At 61.8% G+C, this 20746-nt stretch carries 12 protein-coding genes and 1 pseudogene; 8 read left to right on the top strand and 5 right to left on the bottom strand.

Features of this window, described 5'->3' with window-relative positions; genetic code table 11:
* Nucleotides 1-54 precede the first annotated feature (54 nt).
* Complete coding sequence (locus V5E97_RS30295) at nt 55-2970, top strand: S1 family peptidase (RefSeq protein ID WP_406695290.1); 2916 nt, start codon at nt 55-57, stop codon at nt 2968-2970.
* 433 nt (nt 2971-3403) lie between these two features.
* Here V5E97_RS30295 and V5E97_RS30290 read toward each other — a convergent pair whose 3' ends face one another.
* Both V5E97_RS30290 and V5E97_RS30285 read right to left on the bottom strand, forming a co-directional pair.
* On the bottom strand, nt 3404-3853 hold the full coding sequence (locus V5E97_RS30290) for an SRPBCC family protein (RefSeq protein WP_406701241.1): 450 nt from the start codon (nt 3851-3853) through the stop codon (nt 3404-3406).
* A gap of 55 nt (nt 3854-3908) precedes the next feature.
* Entirely contained in the window at nt 3909-4262 is a 354-nt protein-coding gene (locus V5E97_RS30285; RefSeq protein WP_406695289.1) for an ArsR/SmtB family transcription factor, read from the bottom strand.
* A 183-nt stretch (nt 4263-4445) separates the two neighbouring features.
* Here V5E97_RS30285 and V5E97_RS30280 point away from each other — a divergent pair, with 183 nt between their 5' ends.
* From V5E97_RS30280 to V5E97_RS30270, 3 genes are read left to right on the top strand one after another with little or no spacing between them, the layout of a single operon-like run.
* A complete protein-coding gene (locus tag V5E97_RS30280; protein WP_406695288.1) occupies nt 4446-5048 on the top strand; it encodes a helix-turn-helix domain-containing protein in 603 nt (200 codons plus the stop codon).
* The gene (locus V5E97_RS30275; protein ID WP_406695287.1) at nt 5045-5860 is read left to right on the top strand and encodes an SRPBCC family protein; all 816 of its coding nucleotides are present in this window, start codon (nt 5045-5047) and stop codon (nt 5858-5860) included. Before V5E97_RS30280 ends, V5E97_RS30275 begins: the two co-directional genes overlap by 4 nt.
* 54 nt (nt 5861-5914) lie before the next feature.
* Nucleotides 5915-6283 (top strand): VOC family protein, encoded by a 369-nt coding sequence (locus V5E97_RS30270; protein WP_406695286.1) that lies wholly within the window; start codon nt 5915-5917, stop codon nt 6281-6283.
* 87 nt (nt 6284-6370) lie between these two features.
* Here the strand turns inward: V5E97_RS30270 and V5E97_RS30265 are convergent, their stop codons facing one another.
* Complete coding sequence (locus V5E97_RS30265; protein WP_406695285.1) at nt 6371-8992, bottom strand: WD40 repeat domain-containing serine/threonine protein kinase; 2622 nt, start codon at nt 8990-8992, stop codon at nt 6371-6373.
* A gap of 354 nt (nt 8993-9346) precedes the next feature.
* Between V5E97_RS30265 and V5E97_RS30260 the strand changes: the two genes are divergently transcribed.
* Nucleotides 9347-10663: a sulfatase family protein gene (locus tag V5E97_RS30260; RefSeq protein ID WP_406695284.1), complete on the top strand. Its 1317-nt coding sequence runs from the start codon at nt 9347-9349 to the stop codon at nt 10661-10663.
* Nucleotides 10664-10896: 233 nt separating this feature from the next.
* Here V5E97_RS30260 and V5E97_RS30255 read toward each other — a convergent pair.
* Together V5E97_RS30255 and V5E97_RS30250 are read right to left on the bottom strand one after the other, a co-directional pair.
* Nucleotides 10897-11837 (bottom strand): annotated as a pseudogene (locus V5E97_RS30255) (Dyp-type peroxidase).
* A gap of 402 nt (nt 11838-12239) precedes the next feature.
* On the bottom strand, nt 12240-13226 hold the full coding sequence (locus tag V5E97_RS30250) for a catalase family peroxidase (protein WP_406695283.1): 987 nt from the start codon (nt 13224-13226) through the stop codon (nt 12240-12242).
* Nucleotides 13227-14396: 1170 nt separating this feature from the next.
* Between V5E97_RS30250 and V5E97_RS30245 the strand changes: the two genes are divergently transcribed.
* The 3 genes from V5E97_RS30245 to V5E97_RS30235 all read left to right on the top strand — a co-directional run bounded on the left by V5E97_RS30245 (nt 14397) and on the right by V5E97_RS30235 (nt 20734).
* Complete coding sequence (locus V5E97_RS30245) at nt 14397-17450, top strand: PVC-type heme-binding CxxCH protein (protein ID WP_406695282.1); 3054 nt, start codon at nt 14397-14399, stop codon at nt 17448-17450.
* A 1037-nt stretch (nt 17451-18487) separates the two neighbouring features.
* Nucleotides 18488-19516 carry a DUF1559 family PulG-like putative transporter gene (locus tag V5E97_RS30240; protein WP_406695281.1) on the top strand — a complete coding sequence of 343 codons (1029 nt, stop codon included), beginning with the start codon at nt 18488-18490 and terminating at the stop codon, nt 19514-19516.
* Nucleotides 19517-19732: 216 nt separating this feature from the next.
* Nucleotides 19733-20734: an alpha/beta hydrolase gene (locus V5E97_RS30235; protein WP_406695280.1), complete on the top strand. Its 1002-nt coding sequence runs from the start codon at nt 19733-19735 to the stop codon at nt 20732-20734.
* Nucleotides 20735-20746: the final 12 nt, after the last annotated feature.

Raw genomic sequence — 20746 nt, 5'->3', positions numbered from 1 at the left:
AAGGCGTATGGCTTCTCCGCCGACCGGCAATCTTCTATAGGATTGACACTTACTGTGACACCGATACGTCTCTGCGAAAAATGGGCTACCTTGATCCTCCTGGTCCTGGCGAGCTGCGAGGCTTGCCTCGCCCAGGAGAACCCCATGGTCGTCAAGCGGGCCAGGAGTGCCCTGGCAGCAGTAGAGGCTCGGACGTCTAGCGGTACCCGGCTCTATCCCGCGTTCTGCATCGACAAGACAGGCGTTTTCGTGGCCAGCGACGCCGTTGTCTGGTCTGCACTCGAGCATGGGAAGGTAAGGCTCGTGCTGGGTCCCGGCGGGGAAGATCAGCAGGTCGTGAGTGCCACGATTCTCCGCTGCAGCGACAATCCCGGCGTCGCGATCCTCAAAATCGATCCCCCCCGACCACTGGTGGCACTCGAACTGGGGCGAAACGAAGACATCCGAGAGACGCTCCCGGTGCTCGTGTTCGGCTTCTCTCATAAGCAACCACTCAATCCTGAAGGGCCGGCGGCTCGCGATGTGACCGTGGCTCATGCGCGGATCACCTCCCGGAAATCGTCAAAGCAGGGGCTCACCGAAGTCCAGATTGATGGGCTGCTGAATCCGGGCTACACAGGCGGTCCAGTGCTCGACTCCCTCGGCAGGGTACTCGGCATCGTGAAGGGAGGGCTACTCCCGGCGCAGATCAACTTCGCAATCCCTGTCGGACGGCTTTCTGATTACCTCACGACACCACTCGTCATATTCGAGCCGCCGCCCGTCGATCTCGGAGACCGCTTCAGGTCCATTGACTGGACGCTCAAGCTCCAGCCCGCGGTGTCCGGGACCAAACTTCCCGCCGACCTGGCGGTTTCGGTCACGGTCCCCGCGGGTCCTGGGGGGCCGCGCACGGTTTCCGCCCGAGCCGCCGGAGCCGGCGTCTACACCGCCAGGGTCATCCCGCTGCAGGGCGCCCCGGATCGCCTCGTGACACTGGCCGTCCAGTCCTCCACCATCAATTTGATTGGCGTGACGCCCGACCTGCCGATAAGGATCGGCGGCAAGGCGAGCACGCTCGGAGACGTACGATCAATCCGTATGAGCAGGCCACCGCATGTGGTTCTTCGTGACGACACGGTATTGAAGGGCGAAATCCTCGGCCTGAGACAGGTCGAGGTCCTGACCGAAGTGGGTCCGATGAGGATCGATCTGAGGCGTGTCCGGACACTTGATGTCCTCAAGGTCGGCGAGATTGCCGGAACTGGCTCATTGCGGGTGGACATTCAGGTCCGACGGGGAGCGACTTCTCTTTGCCGGGAGATTCGCCGCGTAGAAATCCAAGGCGCCCCGGAAGCCGCGCAAATGCGTAGCAAGGCCGGCCTCGGCGGCGGCTCGCCCCGGCCGCTTCCCACAACGGCCGGCTCAGTGACCCCAGACGCTGGAGCGCAAATCTCCGGCGTCCTCGGAGTGTCGGGTGCTCTCGGCTCGGCCAGATCAATTCATCCGCCAAAGGTGGCGATCCCGGAAGCAGTCCTGGCCCCTGGTATGGCAAAGGATCCTTCCTCCGAGCCTCGGCAGTCCAGCTCTGCGCCGAAGATTCTCGCCCAAACCGCACACACCGTGATGCTTCCCAGCAAGATTCGCGATATCACGCCCGCTGGCGGAGGCCGCTATCTACTTTTGACCATGCGTGATCCGTATAGGTTGGCGATCTTCGATGTCAATGTCGCCGACGTCATCAAGACCCTTGCCTTGCCCTCCGAGAGAGTCCTGGTCGCCGGTGGCGGTGAGAAGTTCGTGCTTGTCTTCCCCGACCGTTCGGCGATCGAGAGGTGGGACCTCGCCACCCTGACGCGAGAGGAGTCAAGCACGGTCCCGATCCGACCCAAGATCGTCAACATTGCGATGGGAAGCGATTCGTCGGGGCCGCTGCTCGCCGAGTTGGACATCGATCTCGCGGGCCTTCCTCTGCGCTCTGGAAGCCACTGGTGTTTCATCGATCCGGTCAGTCTCAATGTGCTCAAAGTAGGTGAAGTCGTCAGCAGCAGCACGTTCGGTGACCCGGACGGGCTATCTCCAGGTGGTGGTGTCGTGTCACTTACGATTCGCACGCATCGCGACGACACATTACGAACCACGATCCGCGCTTCGGACGACGGTAGCCTGTTTCTCATCGGAGATCGATTACCGGGCTCGTCCGGAAAACTTCTCAACCTGTCGTTGGGAGTGGTGAAAACCAGGAACCTCCCCCTCCCGTCTCCCCTCTTGCCTGGTCCCGACGGTCAATACCTCTACGTCGCGTCACCGAACATGGAACGAGCTGCTGTGACCGACTTGGTTGGAAACCGCATCTTCGAGCCATCCGCTGCTCAAAGGCGCAATCTCCTGTTCTTGCCGACCTCGGTGCCGGCTTATTTTCTAAGCATCGGAGGGCTGACCCTCAACGGGCTGCCCCCTAACGTTCCCCAAAACTATCCGCCTCTTACCCTGACGCTCCACGCAGCCGGCAGCCTCACCCCGCTCGCAAACATCGAAAAGCTTCCCGAGATGCACTTCCTGAATCCCGTCGGCGGTGATTGGCAAGAAAAGAGTCCTGCCTTCGAGTATCGATTCCGCTGGATTCCCGCCGCCGAGCTTCTGATCACCGTTCCCAGCACCGATGATAGGCTCGTCCTCCGTCGGCTTCGGCTTGCAAACGTGATCGCCACGTCAGGACCTGAGACCTTGTATGTCACATCCGCGAAGTCCTTGCTCGTGAGAGCGGGAAAGAAGCTGAGCCACCGGATCGAAGTGAAGTCGGCAAAGGGCGGGGTCAAGCTCACGTTGACCAAGGGACCCGAGGGCCTCAAGCTCACTCCCGACGGTCGAGTCGAGTGGGATGTCCCGGATCGGGGTGAGAACCTTGAAGAGACCGCGGTGATCACCATCGAAAACGAATCGGGGCATCCATTGTTCCACAAGCTAACCATTCGTGCGTCGAAAGAATGAGCCGACGCTTTCAGCGGGCACCCCGGGGCCGTGGCCGGACTTGGCCTGGCAGGAATGCAGGCGGATTCATTGGATGTGTGGAGGATGAGGGCGGGCTTTGGGCATGGCGAGGCCGGCACTCATAGAACCCGTAGCACAGCCGACAAAACCAGTCGCGGAGCGTTGCTTTGGCGGGCCACTACATTGATTGAATCACGATAGTTACGAACTGAGCACATCTGCAAAATCGTTCTCCAGGTCGCTTGGCATCGACCCGTGGTTGCCTCCGCTTAGCTTTGGTGAAAGAGTCGGGTGGAGCCTCAGGACCGCGTCGGCCATCAGTGCCGCCGCCCCGGCGAGAAGTCTCACCAAGGGATGGATCAAAAACCGACTTCATATAACGGCATTTGCTCCATGGAAATTTTCACGATTTCCCTAACTCCACCCGACGAAGTCAGACCGTCTTCAAGAACTCCGCAAGACGTGCCAGCGTCTGATTGCCCCCCTCGATGGCCCCATATTCCTCGACCACCTTATCGCGTTCCGCGGCCGTAGCGAACAGCGACCGCAACGCGAGCGTGGTCTTGCCGCCCTGCTCGTCGAAGGTCACCGTCACCTGAAATTGGCCAGAGTCGTCCGCCCCATCCTCACCATGGGTATAGACCAGGCGTTCCGGCTTCACGACTTCGAGAAAAACGATCTTGTTGGGATAGTCGACGCCATCGGGACCGTGCATGGTGAACCGCCAAACACCGCCCGGCCTCACCTCCATCTCGTGAATCGTGTTGGTAAAGCCATTCGGCCCCCACCACTGCGCGACGTACTTGGGATTGGTCCAGGCCTCGAACACAAGCTCTCGCGGCGCATCCAGGACCCGAGTAATCACAATTTCTCGATCTGACATATCAGACTGAGCCGCCGTGGTCGTGGACGAGGCCCGCGACGTGGTGAGTTCCGTGCTATGGCGTTCCTGGATCATTCTTCTTCTCCAGTCTTTGGAGTTCCTGAAGGTAGTCTTCCAGACGGGCGAGACTTTCGTCCCAGAACTGGCGATATTGCTCCACCCAGGCGGCAACCTCCCGAAGCGGTTTCGCCTCGAGCCGGCAAGGCCGCCACTGCGCTTGTCGCCCCTGCGTGATTAGCCCCGCGCGCTGCAGCACCTTGAGGTGCTTGGTCACCGCCGGAAGGGTCATCTCGAACGGCTTCGCCAGTTCAGTCACTGACGTCTCCCCCGAGGCCAGCCGCGCCAGAATCGCCCGACGCGTGGGATCGGCGAGCGCCGCAAACGTGGTACTGAGTTGATCGGTTGCCATAGCGTTACACTATAAGGTTAAATAACTCACTGGTAAATTGCCTGCCGAACCGTGCACTGTCAAGGAGCGTCGCGCTGGGAACGCGACGGCCCTTCGATCATAGGGCAGATCGACCTCAAAACGACACGAGAGAATTCTCGGCTCGCCCTTGACAATAAAAGTTGTCAATGGCAGACTTCACCCATGATCGATCTTGAAGTCATTGATGATCCCGGGACGGCCACGATCGCGCTCGACCCGGTACGGTGTCGGCTCCTGTCGGAAATGGTGGAGCCGGCGTCAGCGGCGACGCTCGCCACGCGAGTCGGGCTAACGCGTCAAAAGGTCAACTACCACCTGCGGACCCTTGAGGCACACGGGCTCGTCAAGGTCGCCGAGGAGCGACAATGGGGCGGACTGACGGAGCGGTTGATGGTGGCAACCGCCGCGTCATATCTCGTTTCTCCGGTTGCGTTGGGGCCGATCGCCTCAGATCCGGGTCGGATGGCCGACCAGCTTTCGGCGAGCTATCTCATCGCCCTGGCCGCCCGCCTGATTCGCGAGGTCAGCGCTCTGCTGCGCCGATCGAGGGAGGCGGACAAACGATTGCCAAGCTTGTCGATGGACACTGAAATCCGGTTCCGGTCCGCGGCAGAACGCGCGGCCTTCAGCCACGAATTCACCGACGCCATTACGCAGCTCGTCGCGCGATACCACGACGAATCAGGGCCTGACGGGCGCTGGCATCGCTTGGTGGTCATGGCGCACCCGCTTCCGCATCAACCCATTCCTAAGGAACAAGTATGAGTCTTAAGAAAGAAGATTCCGGACTGCGATGGGTGCAAGTTGAGGTGGAGGTCCCCGGCACACCCGAGGAAGTCTGGCAAGCGATTGCGACAGGGCCGGGCGTCTCCTCGTGGTTTGTCCCCACCGAGACGCGGGAAGACGGCACCATCGTCTCCCACTTTGGGCCGGGCATGGATGCCGTGGCCAGACAGACAGCCTGGGATCCCCCTCACCGGTTCGCGGCCGAAGGAGAAATGGGGCCGAATGCTCCGAAAATGGCCACCGAGTGGACGGTCGAAGCACGATCCGGAAGTGTCTGCGTCGTCCGTGTCGTTCATAGCCTGTTCGCGAGCACCGACGACTGGGACGATCAGTTGGAGAATATCGAAGGCGGCTGGCCCGTCTACTTCCAGATTCTCCGGCTCTACCTCAGCCACTTCCGTGGACAGCCTTGCTCAGCCTTTCAACTCATGGGCATAACTACCGATTCTGCCGCCAGCGCATGGGACGTGTTGACCCGCTCGCTCGATCTGACCGAAGCCAAGCTAGGCGAGCATCGACAGACCCCCGCGGACGCACCACGACTCGCCGGCCTGGTTGAACTCACGGGACAACCCGGTCATCCCCACCAACTTCTCATCCGGCTCGACGAGCCGACCACGGGCATCGCCCATCTGTTCGCCCTCTCGATGGGCGGATTGGTCTTTATCTCGATCCGAATCTACTTGTACGGCGAAGCGGCACCCGCCGCCATGGCCAACAACGAGCCATCATGGACCGCCTGGATGAACAAGCATTTCCCCACCAATGGCGTCCCGAGCCCTTCCTGCTGATATCAGCGTGCTGCTTCTGCAACCTTTTCCCTTGCTTTTCCCAAGGAGAACATCATGGCCAAGAACCGCCTCGTCCATTTTGAGATCCCCGCCGACCAGCCGGAAACGCTGACCAAGTTCTACAGTGACCTGTTCGGATGGAACTTTCAAAAAGTTCCGGTCCCCGGTATCGACTTCTGGCTTTGCGAATCGGGCGAGGATGGGCCGGGGATCAGCGGGGCGGTCATGAAACGGCAAAATCCGCAGCAACCGGTGCTCAACTATGTCGGCGTCGACAATATCGACGCCTCGATCGAGAAGGCCACAACGATGGGCGCAACGGTCGCACTTCCCAAGATGCCCGTGCCCGGCGGACGAGCCATCGCGGTCGTGATCGATCCCCAAGGGAATCTCTTCGGGCTTCTGGAAGAGACCACGCCGTAGTCCTCACCGCGTCGACCCGCCCTGATTCGCCTCACCCCAGTCCATTGATAGGCGGGGACGGCTGGGAGCTTCCTCATTGCAAGCGAGCTATCGCAGTGGGGGGCCTCCCAGGTCCGTCAGTCGTCGGCGGCACTCCCAGCTCGTCGGACCGTCCATCCGACGGATCGCATCGCCTGAGTCGAACTCCAGCTCGGTCGTGACGCGAACCCAGCAGGAGACACGCTCAGGGAGGCCTTCGACCGGGTCCGGAGCCTTCCAGCACCGGACCGTCGCGTCGGAACCACCAGCCGCGAGCCGCCGACCGTCCCGGCTGAAGACCAAGGTGCGGACGGCTCCCCCTTGGGCCAACGGGGGGCCGATCGGCAGGCCACTGGCAGCGCACCAGAGCCGGATCGTACCGTCGGTGCTGCCCGTGGCCAGCATTGTCCCGTCGGGTCGGAACGCAAGGCAAGCCACCCGCGCCCGGTGCGTGAGCGGCTCGCCGATCGGCCGGCCCGTGCCGGTCTCCCAGAGCCGCGCGGTCCCGTCGTCACAGGCGGTCGCGAACGCGGCCCCGTCGGGCCGAAACTCGACACAGTGGACCGCTCCCTGATGGGGCAGAGTCACGGCGATCACTCGCCTCGAAAGATCCCAGAGCCGGGCCGTCCCATCCAGGCAGGCGGACAAGAGCCACGGTCCGCTCGGATCGAACACGAGGGCAGGGACCGCCGCGCCATGCTCAAGTGGCTCGTCGATCGGCCGCCCGGTCGCCACCTCAAGGAGATGAACCAAACCGTTCTCATGCGCAACGGCCAGAGTCTTGCCATCGGGTGAAAAGGCCAAGTCCCGGACCTGACTCTCCGATTTTGCTGGCTCGTGGACCGGCCGGCGCGTCGCGAGATCCCAGAGGATGGCTCGCCCCGGGCTCCCCGCCACGGCGATTTTGGAACCGTCGGGACTGAAACTGAGTGCGGTGATCGAACGACCGTGGCTAAGAGGATCGCCCAGGGCTGCGCCGGTGACTGCATCCCAGAGCCGAATCATCCCATCATCGCCCGCCGTCGCCACGAACGCCCCATCAGGGTGGAAGGACACGGCACGGACGGCACCTTGGTGAGTCAATGGCGCGGAGAGGGGGGAGCCGGTCGAAACGTCCCAGAGGATGGCTCTCTGGTCCGCACATCCTGACGCGAGCCGTCGTCCTTCGGGACAGAAAGCCAAGGCGTGGACTTCGCCAGTGTGACGAAGCGTCCGTTCGATGAGTTTCCCGCCCAGGTGCCAGCCGCACAGGCTCGTCCGAATGACCCGCTGGAGTTCGGCGGGCTCGGAGGGGGCATTCTCCAGCGCGCGGGCCAGCCAGAGCATCCCTTCAGCGTGCGCGTCCCGGCCGAACGTGTTGTGCGCTCGCTCGAGGCAGAGTCGGGTCAATGACCCCTTGACCTGGCTCAGTGCCAGTTCTTGTTCGCCGCGATAGCGGACATCCGCCTGCCAGGCTTCCAACTCGTTCGCCAGATCGAGGGCGGAGCCGTAGCGCTCGGCCGGGTCCAGAGCCATCGCCTTCAAACAAGCGGCTTCCAACGTCGGATCGACCGACCGAAGCACCCGCCGCGGGGCGGGAAAAATCCCCCGGCGGACCCGGTTCAAAACGCTCGCGAGGTCCTGATCCATGAACGGTGCGTGCCCGACGAGCAGGCAATAGAGGATTGCCCCCAGGCTGTAGATGTCGCTTGCCGGCCCGACTCGCTCGAGGTCGCCCGCGGCCTGCTCGGGACTCATATATCGAGGTGTTCCGATGACCGAGCCGGGCTGGGTCATCGACACATCCGCCGCGGCCATGGGCACGGCGGCGGACTCACCCCCCTGGTTGTTTGCCTCGTTGAATGACTTGGCGATGCCCCAATCGACCACAAGGGTCTCGCCAAACGGACCGAGCATGATGTTGTCTGGCTTGAGGTCGCGATGAACGACCCCTCGACTGTGGGCGTAGGCGACGGCGTTGCAAGTGTCGATCACACTCCGCAAGAGCCGACGAAACGCAAGTTCCCGCTCCTCGACTTTGCGTGCTGGCGCTCCCGGACGATGGAGCCGCGCAATCGCAACTCCAAGGGTCTCCCCTTCAATCAACCGCATCGCGTAAAAGGGGCGGCCGTCTGCATGCCGGCCCAGGCTGTAGACCGGCACGATTCCAGGGTGTTCCAGCCTGCCGGTGACTTCCCCCTCCATCAAGAAGCGGGCCTGAGAATCCGGGTCGTGAGCGCGTTGAGCCTGCAACTCCTTCAGCGCGACGGAGCGTTTCAGTTCATTGTCGAACGCGAGAAAAACCTCGCCCAGGCCGCCACGTGCACGCGGACTGAGCACTTGAAATCGCGGCGTACCGGCGGTGGGCTGAGAGGTCGTCCCGTCGCGACGAAGCCCCTCGTAAGCGACGGTTGCGTCGGGTTCAAGGTTGGCCTGCGAATCAGGTCGATCCGGGAGGTGGGCTTCGCCCACGAGGGGGGATGCGGGGCGGACGTTCGAGGGTTCCCGATCTTTCGAGACCTGGTCCTCCAACCGGGCGACGGTACCGGCATCAAGCTGGCCGCGGCTGAGGAAAATCTCGGAGAGGGTCCGGTCGGGGGAACGGACCCAGGCGCGGACGGCCGAGACGAGTTGCTCGTCGTCGACCGCTCCACTTTCGAGAGCGTACAGGCCGAGCCGCAGGTCGCGTGACGCGTTAGCACGTCCGGCCATTACCATGGCTCCCGGCGCAGGACGAAGAAGTAAGGCATTCGGCTTCGGAGCCACCGTCTCGCCGGACCGGAAAGAAAAAGGCCCCTGGCCTACCTGCCGATGATAATAAGCTCACCTCCGTACAGGAAGGGAGGTTTGGCGCGCACGCCCAGGGACACGGTGAAAGCCCCCTCGCGGAAGAGCATCGATGATCCTTCGGAGGATGGCGGCGAACCCAGGCTTGCCCCGCCTGGCCACGATTCCTGCCCCTGAGGTCAAGCTCGCACGATTAAGCACATGCCAGGCCCTTGCACCTGTCCAAGGAGCTCGTACAGTAGGGGGCTTCTCGTTCCTTGTCAGGGAGATCCTCCGAATATGCTCTCGACCCCTTTATCCTTGGCCATCGCTCTCGCTTGCTTTACCGCCGCTGATACCGCGAAGCCCAACATCGTGGTTCTCGTTGCCGACGACCTCGGCTATGGCGACCTGGGCTGCTTCGGTCATCCGCGGATCAAGACGCCGCATCTGGATCGGATGGCAAGCGAAGGGGTTCGTCTCACCTCTTTCTATTCGGGGGCTCCGATCTGTTCCCCGTCTCGGGCGGCCCTCTTTACCGGGCGCAATCCCAACCGAGTCGGTGTCCGCGACTGGATCAAAGGGGGCTCCGGCGTTCACCTTCCGCGCACGGAGATCACCATCCCTCAACGTCTCAAGAGTGCCGGCTACACAACCTGCCTGTCAGGCAAATGGCACTTGAACAGCCGGTTTGACGGCAGTGAGCCCACCCCGGGCGACTTCGGATTCGACCACTGGTTTGCCACCCAGAACAACACGGCCCACCAGAATCCGGCCAACTTCATCCGTAACGGCAAGCCGGTCGGGGCACTCAAGGGGCACGCCAGTACCCTGGTGGTCGATGAGGCTTTGAAATTCATCGGTGACGTCGGCGCAAAGCCGTTCGCCCTCTTCGTCACCTTCCATGCGCCACACGAGCAAGTCGCGACGCCCGGACCGTACAAGGCGATCTACTCCGACCTGAAAGATCCGACGATGCGCGACTACTACGGCAGCGTCAGCCTGATCGATCACGAGGTGGGCCGCCTGCTCGAGACGCTGGACGCCCGCGGCCTTCGCGACCAGACCTTGGTGCTCTTCACAAGCGACAATGGTCCGCAGGCCTTGCTTGGCTATCCCAATGCGATCCATTCGCACGGGTCGGCCGGACCGTTCCGCGGGATGAAGCTGTCGATGTACGAAGGGGGATATCGCGTACCCGGGATCTTGCGTTGGCCCGCTCGCGTCAAGGCAGCGACCGAGTGCTCGGTGCCGATCGGCTTCACCGACCTGATGCCTTCCCTGTGCGCTCTGGCGGGAGTCGAACCTCCGGTCGACCGAACGCTCGACGGCGTCAACTTCTTACCGCTGCTCGACGGAAAGCCGGTGGACCGCCCAAGGCCCCTCCACTGGCAATTCGACTACGCTGACAACGGACCGTGGCGGGTGTCGGTGCGGCGCGGCCCTTGGAAGCTGCTGGCCGACGCCAAGCAAGAACAGTTCGCTCTCTATAACGTGGTCGAAGATGCGGCCGAGACGCGCGATCGAGCCGCGGATCAGCCGGAGGTGTTCAAAGCAATGCAATCCGAGCTTGAGCGGCTTTACATTCCGGAAAACAAGCCCGCCTCTCTCGACTGAAACCTTACCGACTTTTTAATATATTCACTTCAGCACAAAATCATACGTGCTACCACTCATATAGAGATCCGCAGTAGACCAAACACCATGAATCCGAGTCGATCCCCACGTCTCCCGCGGTGAAACGCCGAGAATTCGAGGCTGTCACCGCGGTACCAGGGGGTCTTCGTCCGTCGGAAGACCCAGTAGCGTGGCGACTGCGTCGGATAATTTCCGATTTACCAACCAACATATCATGCGTCGTCGGCGGTCACATTCTCCAGGAAAGTGGCGGACGGCACGAAGAAGAGGTTACCGGTAACCGGGCGGCTGAAATCGAGCAGTCGGTCATAGTTTCCGGGCGGATTTCCAACGAACATGTTTTCGAGCATTTGCTCGATGGTTCCCGGCGACTGACTATAACCGATAAAGTAAGTGCCGAATTCACCCCCCGCGCGACCGAACGGCATGTTGTCGCGCAGGATCTTGATCTCTTTGCCGTCCTTTTCGATCGACGTGAGGACATTGTGTGCATAGGGTGCCTTCTTGGCATCATCCGTTTCGATATCAGACAGCTTGGCGCGGCCGATGATGCGTTCCTGCTCTTCCGTGGGAGCGCGTTCCATCCCGCCAAGTCATGGAGATATTTCTGCACCACAACATAACTCGCTCCGGCAAACGCCGCATCCTCCTCGCCGATGAGCGTGGCGTCCATCGCGGCCTGCCCAGTCGGGTTCTCGGTCCCGTCGACGAAGCCCAGCAGATCGCGGGCGTCGAAGTAACGAAAACCGTGCACCTCGTCCACGACGGACACGGCGTCTCCGAGACTCTCCATGATCTGCGCCCCAAGCTCGAAACAAAGGTCAAAATGCTGGGCGCGAATGTGGAAAAGGAGATCGCCTGGTGTGGCGACGGCGTGGCGCCCCGGAGCGTGGATCTCACGAAACGGATGCAATTGTTCCGGTCGAGGCCGACCGAAGAGCCGGTCCCACGCGTCGCTCCCGATCCCCATGACGCATGACAGGCTGGGCTCCGCGGCCCGAAATCCCACCGCACGGACGAGTGAGGCCAGGTCGCCGCACAGGGAGCGTACCCTCGCGCGCGGATCGGCGCCGGGATTGATGATCGCGACCAGAAAGAGCGCGGCGCGCGTTAATGGCACGGTTACCGGCTGAGGAATGGGGATCACGTTCATGCCTCATATCCAGAATGTGCTGTGACAGTGATTGCGGAGCACCATCCGTCGAGAATCGAGCAAAGAATGAACCAGACCTCCGATGGCCAATATCTTACGGCCACCGAACGGATTCGCCACTCATCGCGTGTACGATCGAGCACAATAAGGGCACGGCGGACATCCTCGACCTTTGACTCGCTGAAGCTCCGTCCCAACTCGGCGCGAGGGTGAACGATCTGGGGCGAGCTTCACGGATCATCGCCGATCCGGTGACAGGGCAACCGGACTATTCGGCTCCGACGTCATTGATCCTCCGAGTGGTCAGGATCGAGGCGGGGTGCGAGCAATGGGCGCTCGCCCCTGACCGCCGTCGATCCGCTCAGCCTTTCCCCGGATCTGGAGGAATCGGACGAGCCAACGTCACCGGCGACGCCGCCGCGATACGGCATAGACTCCGGAGCGGAGTTCGAGCAGTGGGTCATCCGACGCCTCGATGCCGTCCACCAGACGTAGCGGGTCGACGCCGAGCCTGCGCTGGGCTGCATCCTGGTCGGCCACCCGGCCGGTGATCGACAGCACGCCCAGCTCGACTACCGGGCGATCCTCCGGCCAGACCACCGTCGCGTCGTCCGTCACGTCGCCGTCCGCCGCAAGCTGCACGACGAGTCGCAGTGCCGCCGGCCCCTTCGCCAGACGCTCGGTCAGTTCGTCGATCAGGAAGCTCGGCCCCTTCTTGGCGGCCTCCTCGGCGGCCAGGAACTTCGTCTCAGCCACCGGCAGGAACTGGTACCGGCCGAAGCGTGACTTGCCCTCGGCATTCGTGAACCTGAAGGCGTGCACGGCGAAATACGGCTCGGTGACGAAGCTGGCCGGGACCGGCTTGGGGGCCGTCACAACCTTCAGCGCCTTGGGATGGTCGCCCAGGAATTTGTCGAGCGGTGTGGGCTTTGGGGAACCCGGCTTAGTGGCGGCGATCGCGCGGAAGAACGCCAGGAACTCCTCGCCGTCGGAGACCGGGAACCCGTTGAACGCGTTCGTGACGATATCAGTCACTCCGCCCTCGGAAAGGTGGAAGCGGACCGCCATGCCACGCGGGCCGGCGTCGGGGAATCCATCCGGCACGTCGGGAAGCCCCGTGCCGTCGGAGAATCGCACCGTCGTCTTCACCGGGCCCCGCAGGTGGGGCGCCTTCGACAGGGTCGTGGCGGCGGCGGAAGGGGTGAAGTCCCCCTCGCAGACAACGCCCTTGGCATGGAAAGCCCGGAAACCGGGATGCCTGCCGAAGATCTCGTTCATCGTGTCGACGATCTGCTCGGGGAGCCCCTTCGGGTCGTCCGCCCCAATACCGAGGAGAGAGACCGCCGCCATCGCCTTGAGCACGTCCCGCCGCTGGAATTCTCGCGTCATCGTACGCTCCGGATACTGGTTCTGGCCGGAGAGAGGGCCGTCGGAATTCGATCATTCATAATCCTATCCGGCGGATCAGTTCAGAGCGATCCCCTTCGGGCCGGGCTCTTCGTGGGCCGAGCCACGAAGACGTGTCTCGGCCTTACGGATTGACCTCTACTGAATCTGGTCGCGACTAAAGTCCACATGTCTACATCCAATCTCACGTCTACGCATGGGCGATGAAGCCCGGCAGATGGAGGTTTACGATGACACTGTCGCCACGTTACCGAGTTTTCCGCCCAAGTCCGTCAACCCTGTGCCGTTGCCATGCTGCCAATCGAGCCAGCCCATGCGAAGGCCCAAAGACAGGGAGTTTACGCCCTGTCGTCCGACGGACGAAGAGCCCCCGGTCACGTGGCGATGGTCTCGATTTTTCAGCCGGGATTCATTCGATCGGGTGGCGGGAATTTACTTGCCCTGAGGTGGTCTTTGATGAGAACCTTGATAGCGGTCGACTTCCGGCGCGACGTCTGGCTTGCGAGGCTGGAGGGAAGGCGATGGCAGGCCACGCCGCCCTTGATGTTGCGTTCATGAGTGAGACGGCGGGGGCATAAGGGGTGCCACCTGTTTCCGAGCGTGACATGCGACACGCGCCGGGCAATCGATTCGCTCAAACCTTGCGGGCTGAATTGTGGGCAGGGGACAGCATCCACTCACGGCGGAGCGGCCTTGATATCATCGAGCGGCAAGTGCGCGATCGAAGCCGTTCGTTGACCCGCCTGGATTAAGTCCGTCTGGTTTTCCGACTTCGAGGGGGCGTCCGGTCGTTCCGTGGCGACAGCGGCACGATCGCGGTGTCAGCCAAGGCCGGTCGCATGGTGCCGAAGGACGTGGCCGTGATTAGTGGGCATTGACGACTCCTTGCTCCACGGCCTCTGCGGCGCCGTTCTGTCTCGCCCCATCCCCAACACCGAGGAGATCGGGTACGGGGCGGAAGCCTTGCTCGACTTGCTCAATCACGAGAAGAAGACAGGCTTCGCTGACTTTATTTCTTCGGATGTCGATTCAATGAATCATGATGCACGCCACACGGGTCGAGTGAACGCTTCGTCCCAACCATCGGGACGATTCGGACGAGACCTCAATCACCCAGATCGGTCAGGTTCCAGAGTGAGGGAGTTTCGCGGCATGGAGATCTTGAGGCATCGGTTTCACGACGGGTTCCGGTTCATCGCCGCATTGCTCCTCGTCGGGGGATTATCGACCCCCGCGCGGTTGCACGCTCAGGAGGTGATTCCCCATGCCCAGGACCAGCCGCCCGGGCCGGCACTCTCGCCGGCCGAAGCCATTGCGAAGATGACGGTTCCTGAAGGATTCAAAGTCGAGCTCGTCGCCAGCGAACCCGACATCGTGAACCCAGTCGCCATGACGTTCGACGAACGGGGGCGGATCTGGATCACCGAGAGCCTGGAATACCCGCGGAGCGCCCCTGGGGTCGGGCGGGACCGGATCAAGGTGATTGAGGACAAGGACGGCGACGGCAAGGCCGACTCATTCACCCTGTTCGCGGAAGGGTTAAACATCCCCTCGGGCATCGCGGTGGGACACGGCGGCGTCTGGGTGGCCAACGCCCCCGACATCCTCTTCCTGAAGGACACGGACGGCGACGGCAAGGCCGATACCCGCGAAGTTGTCGTCTCGGGATTCGGACGAGACGACACCCACGAACTGCCAAACTCCTTGACCTGGGGACCCGACGGCTGGCTCTACGGCTGGAACGGCGTCTTCAACCAGAGCCACATCAAGCATCGCGGCAAAGAATACAAATTCACCTGCGCCATCTTCCGGATCCATCCCAAGACCCGCGACTTCGAGGTCTTCTGTGAAGGGACGAGCAACCCCTGGGGCATCGCCTGGAATATCGACGGAAGTGCATTCGCAAGCGCCTGCGTGATCGACCACCTCTGGCACCTGACCGAGACTGGGTATTACCACCGCCAGGGGGGAGAATATCCCCCGTTCACCTGGAAACTCGGTTCGATCGTCGACTACAAGCACCAGAAGGCGGCCTATTGCGGAATCCACTTCTTCGACAGCGACGCCTACCCCGCCCAGTTCCGTGAACGGCTCTATATGGGCAACATCCACGCGAATGGTATTAATGTTGACACCTTGGAACGTCGAGGGGCGACCTATCGCGCAAAGAGTGCTCCCGACTTTCTCTCCGCCAACGACGCCTGGTTCATGCCCGTCTCCCAGAAGACCGGGCCCGACGGCTGCCTCTACATCCTCGACTGGTACGATCGCTATCACTGCTACCAGGACGCCCGCCGCGATCCCGAGGGGATCGATCGCCTCAAAGGACGGCTCTATCGCGTCCGCTACGAGAACAACCCGCGCGCTCCTCGGATCGACCTGGCCCAAGAAACCGACGATCAGCTCATCGAACGCCTGAAGAGTCCGAACGTCTACTACCGCGACATCGCCCAGCGCCTCCTCATCGAGCGTGCTCATCCGTCGGCTCAACCCGCGTTGCAACGGCTTGTGCTCGACAACGAGCTGCCTCGAAAATCGCGGATGCACGCGCTCTGGTCATTGGTCGGCACCGGCGCGCTCGAGGCCGGCTTCCATCGTCAGCTTCTCGAACTCCCCGATGGAGGGCTCCGTGCCTGGGGCGTTCGCGCGGCCGGCAACTTCCGGAACGTCGACGCTTCGATCCGTGAGAAAGTCGTCTCCTTGGCCGCCGATCCTGATCGAGACGTCCAGCTTCAGGTCGCGATCGCCGCGCGAAAGCTCGCCGGGGTTGAGCCGATGCCCGTCCTCCTGGAAGTGCTCTCAAATTGCGGCGACGACGTGCTCATTCCGAATATCGTCTGGCAAAACCTCCATCCGCTGCTGGAAGAGCAGGGGGACGTCTTCGTCGAACAGGTGCGAAAGATCGAGCTCAAGCGATCACCGAACCTGATCGGGCTCATGCCCCGAGTCATCGACCGACTCCTCGGGTGCAAGGACCACGACGCCGGCTCGATCGTGGCCCTGATCGCGATGTTGACGGCGGGACGGAACGCCGACCACGACGCGGCCGGCAAAGGTCTGGCCGCCTTGGCCGCCAGGATTCAGGATGGCGAAATCGCTGGCCCTCGACTTCAGTCCTTGAAAGCAGGACTGGGGCCGATTCTCCAAGCCAGTCAGTCGGGTCAGCCCGATTCGCCAATCGCGCTCGACGCCGCGCTGCTGGCCGCCTCCTGGAAGGATCCCCAGGGGCTCAAAACGGCTCGACAGGGATTCGCCTCGACGCAACAGTCGGAAACGCGACGGTTGCAGGCCCTCACCGCCCTCATCGTCGCGCGCGACGCCTCGGTGCTCGATGCGGTCGCCAAGGCGCTGGCCGATCCCGGAAAGAGTTCGGCCGACTTCCGGGGCCGGATCCTCGCCACGTTGGGACGGGTGGACGATCCCAAGGTCGCGGCGATCATCCTGGCCGCCTATCCCAAGATGGAGCCCGAGCTCCAGCCCAAGGCCGTCGAGCTTCTGACCCAGCGCACCTCCTGGAGCAAACCGCTCGTCAAGGCGGTCGCCGCCAAGGTCATCCCCCCCACCATCTTGAACGTCAACCAGATTCGTCGACTCGCCCGGAGCAACGACGCCGAGTTGACCCAACTGGTCAAAGCCCACTGGGGAAGTGTGCGCGAACAGCGAAACCCAGGGCGAGAGCAGGTGATCGCCGAGTCACGCAACCTCCTCAGGAATAACCCGGGCGACCCGTTCGCCGGCCAGCAGGTCTTCAAAAAGCTCTGCGCCCAGTGCCACAAGATTTATGGCGAAGGGCAGGAAGTCGGCCCCGACATCACGGGAATCGGCCGCTCGGATTTCGAGCAACTCCTCTCGAACGTCCTCGACCCCAGCCTTGTGATCGGCCCTGCGTATCAGGCTACCATGATCGCCACCACCGACGGCCGTGTGCTGACCGGCCTGGTCGTCGAGGACAACCCGCAACGGGTCATCCTCAAAATCCAGGGCGGAAAGCAGGAGACGATCTCCCGCGACGAGGTCGAAGAGAAGAAAGTGAGCGAGCTCTCGCTCATGCCCGAGGACATCGAGAAGCAACTGACCACCCAGGAGCTTGCCGACCTCTTCTCCTTCCTCGCGCTCGACAAACCGCCGGCCGACCCGACCGCCAAGCGTCTCCCCGGCGCCCCGGCCAATCGTCCGCGCCCCGCCAAGGAGCAAACCAGCCAGTGATTCGGTCCCCCATTCGTTGACCGGCTTGCCCGACGGGCAAGCCTAATCAGAGGGACATGATCGACCTTCGACCGACATGCGGGTCCTTGATGCCATGGGTTGACTCCAACCCGTGGCATCGAGCAGAACACGAATTCACAATCACAAATTCCAGCATATCACTGGTGATAAAACAACCAATTGAGGCCGGGCATCCCGATCCGTCTGGGCGAGAATCTCGATGGATTTCCGGCCTGGTCGAATCATCCCGGCCGGCCCGGCCGTCTCCCCCTCGGCCCAGGGCCATTCCTCGGACTCCCGCCGACCTCGAGGGAGTTACGGCCGGACCGGCCGTGCTACTGCAAACCAACCCGTTGCGGAAACCGCAAGAATCATCGGTTCTTTAACTCGGTCGCGGATCTTTGAAAGAAAACCGCCAGTCCAGAATCCGCCAGACTGGCGACCACATCACATCACCAGTTCCGATCACAACGTCTCAATCGCGGCATCGCTCGATCGGCCCCTGTGCCGGCCTGGCCCCCTCAACTCGCGTTTTTTAGTCGCCGTTTGAGTTTCGGTAGTCGAATGCCCCCCTTTGCCAGATCCGTCGCCATTCACCGCGGCATCTGCCCCTTCATATCAATTTTCCTCAATATTTTCATTTTGCGTTTCGGATCGTGGACATTTTTTAGCAGACGTTGTTGGTTTTTTGTCCGCAGATGGACGAATGCACTCACACCAGAATTCAACGCATCCTATTGTCCATACAAGAGATATGAATTCCAGGCAGCAGTGGCATAGGAGTTGCCAAGTGAGAATTCGAGTTCTTTGATCGCGGGTGGTCCTCGATCAACAGAACCGTCCGATGTCGACGATTTCGACAACGGCCTGGCGAAAAAAAAGTGGACCGGACCGACGCCATTCATTGACGTCGGGTTATGACAAAAGCTACGATTAAACTGTCGATACTGAGACAGAGTCTCAGTCTCAATAAATTCTGGTCCGATCTCGGTTTGGTCCACCGTGACGACCGATCCTCCTCTCAGTGAAGACCTTCCATGAAACGTCGCGAAGTCCGTTCCGCGTTTACGCTGATTGAGTTACTGGTCGTCATCGCCATCATCGCCGTCCTGATCGCCTTATTGCTGCCCGCCGTGCAGGCGGCCCGTGAGGCGGCCCGGCGGGCACAGTGCATCAACAACCTCAAGCAAATCGGCATTGGGCTGCACAACTACGCCTCTTCATTCAGCGAGGCCTTGCCGAACAACGGGTACTCCGGCGTGGGTTACCCGAACGATCATTCGCCGCTGGCCCGCTTGCTCCCCTACATGGAACAGGCCAACCTCTTCAATGTGATCAATTTCAATATCCAGATGGGCCACCCGGGAACGACCGACTTGCCGAGGGAGCTCCACACCGCCGCGAAAATGTCTGTCGCGTCGTTTCTATGTCCGAGCGACCCTAACACTTCACTGCATAATTACACGTTACCGTCAGGAGCCACCATTCCGTTCGCGTCCTGCAACTACGCGATGAATCATGGGAGCGGCCTGGATGGCGTCTTCCATCCTGGCAATGGGGTCGCGAGCGACGGTCTCTGTTGGGTCAATGGGCTGGTCCAGTTCGCTTCCATCACGGACGGCACCAGCAACACGTTGGTCTTCACCGAGTCACTGGTCGGCCCTGGCACGGCGCCTGCCTTGTCGACATCGACGCCGGACCTGCAGACGTACCGCGCCTCGACGTCCGCCGGAGACCAGAATACGGCGAATGCCGCCGACGCGGGTGGCTACGCCGCAATCAGCTCCCTCGTCACCGGATGGAACGGTACGCGGCACAATAACTGGCTCCGGGGCAGTGTCCCGGATGGGCCGATTCTCAACGGCCGCTTTGTCCCCAACTCCGGGGTCCCGGACCTTGTATTCAAATCCGCGAAAATCACCGCGGCTCGCAGCAGACATTCCGGAGGAGTGAACGCTTGCCTGGTGGATGGCAGCGTCCGGTTCGTGACCAACTCGGTCGCCAAGGCGGTTTGGCACGCGTCGTGGACACGTAGCGGTGGCGAAATCGAGACCATCAGCAAATAGGCACATAATTTATCATCGTGTCACGCAAAACATCTCGATGGCTGTGACGGTCATCTCGCCAATTTGAACCCGTGAGAAGGGAATTCTGGGGCCACGGGTTCCCTCTTTGGAATCCGAGGCACCCCACAGACAGTCATCCTTAACAGCGAGTGTCATGACTCGACTTCACCCATTGAGAAAATCGCTGAGCCAAGACGCTCGATCCAAAGGCCTACCATGCGCATCACGAGTTTGCTGATTCCCGTCATGTTCGCGGCCAATCTTGCTGGATTCGGACTGGTGTCCTGGCCAAATGCAGGGGCCCAGGAGTCGACCCCACCCGCGCAGTCAGGAGGAGTGTCACCCTCCCCGGCCGCCAGAACGGGCCCCGCCGATCACTCCACATCCCCGGTGACCTTGCCGCGAACCGAGCAGTTCGACCTCCGCTCGAAAGCCGGCCTGGAATACCGCATTTTTGTCGCAGGTCCAACCGGAGAGGTGCCCACTTCGGGTTCGCCGGTCATCTACCTCTCGGACGGAAACAGCAATTTCCCAGTGCTCCTCAACGCGGCGCGACGGCTATCGAGGGGTGCTCAGCCGGCCGTGGTGGTGGGCATCGGCTACCCGAGTGAGGATGGAGCGGTACACCGCGAGCGACGGACCGTCGACCTGACTTCAGGCACGTCGGCCGAGTCGGCAAATCCGCGGCAAAGAGCGTCACTTACGCTCCAGAGCGCGGGGAATGATCAGTTCCTCGCGTTTATCGAGGACGAGCTCAAACCGGTGATCGAGCAGAAGCACAAGATCGACCGGGGCCGTCAAACGCTGTTCGGCCACTCGTTTGGAGGCTTGTTCGTGCTCCACGTTTTATTCAACAAGCCCGAGGCGTTCCAAACCTACCTGGCCTCCAGCCCGTCAATCTGGTGGAACGATGCCAGCATCCTGACCGAGGAAAAGGCCTTCGCCAAACGATATGCCAACCAAGAGGTCAAGGCACGCGTACTGATCTCCGTCGGGGAATGGGAACAGAAAGCAAGCTCTCATATTCCGAAGGATCGGGCAGACGTCCTGAAACAGCGGCAAATGGTCGGGAGCGCGAAGGACCTGACAACGCGGCTAGTGGCGACGCAGATCAAGGGGCTTTCGGTGGCCTTCCGCGAGTTCGCCGAAGAGGAGCATGGGTCCGTCGTGCTCCCGGCTGCCAGCCGCGGGATCCGATTTGCCCTTGAGGAGCGGTGAAGTACGCGGCTT

Source organism: Singulisphaera photorubra (assembly GCF_045290345.1).
Classification (GTDB): Bacteria; Planctomycetota; Planctomycetia; order Isosphaerales; family Isosphaeraceae; genus Singulisphaera.
The sequence above is the reverse complement of the archived record's forward strand: the minus strand, read 5'-3'. Positions and strand labels throughout refer to the sequence as shown.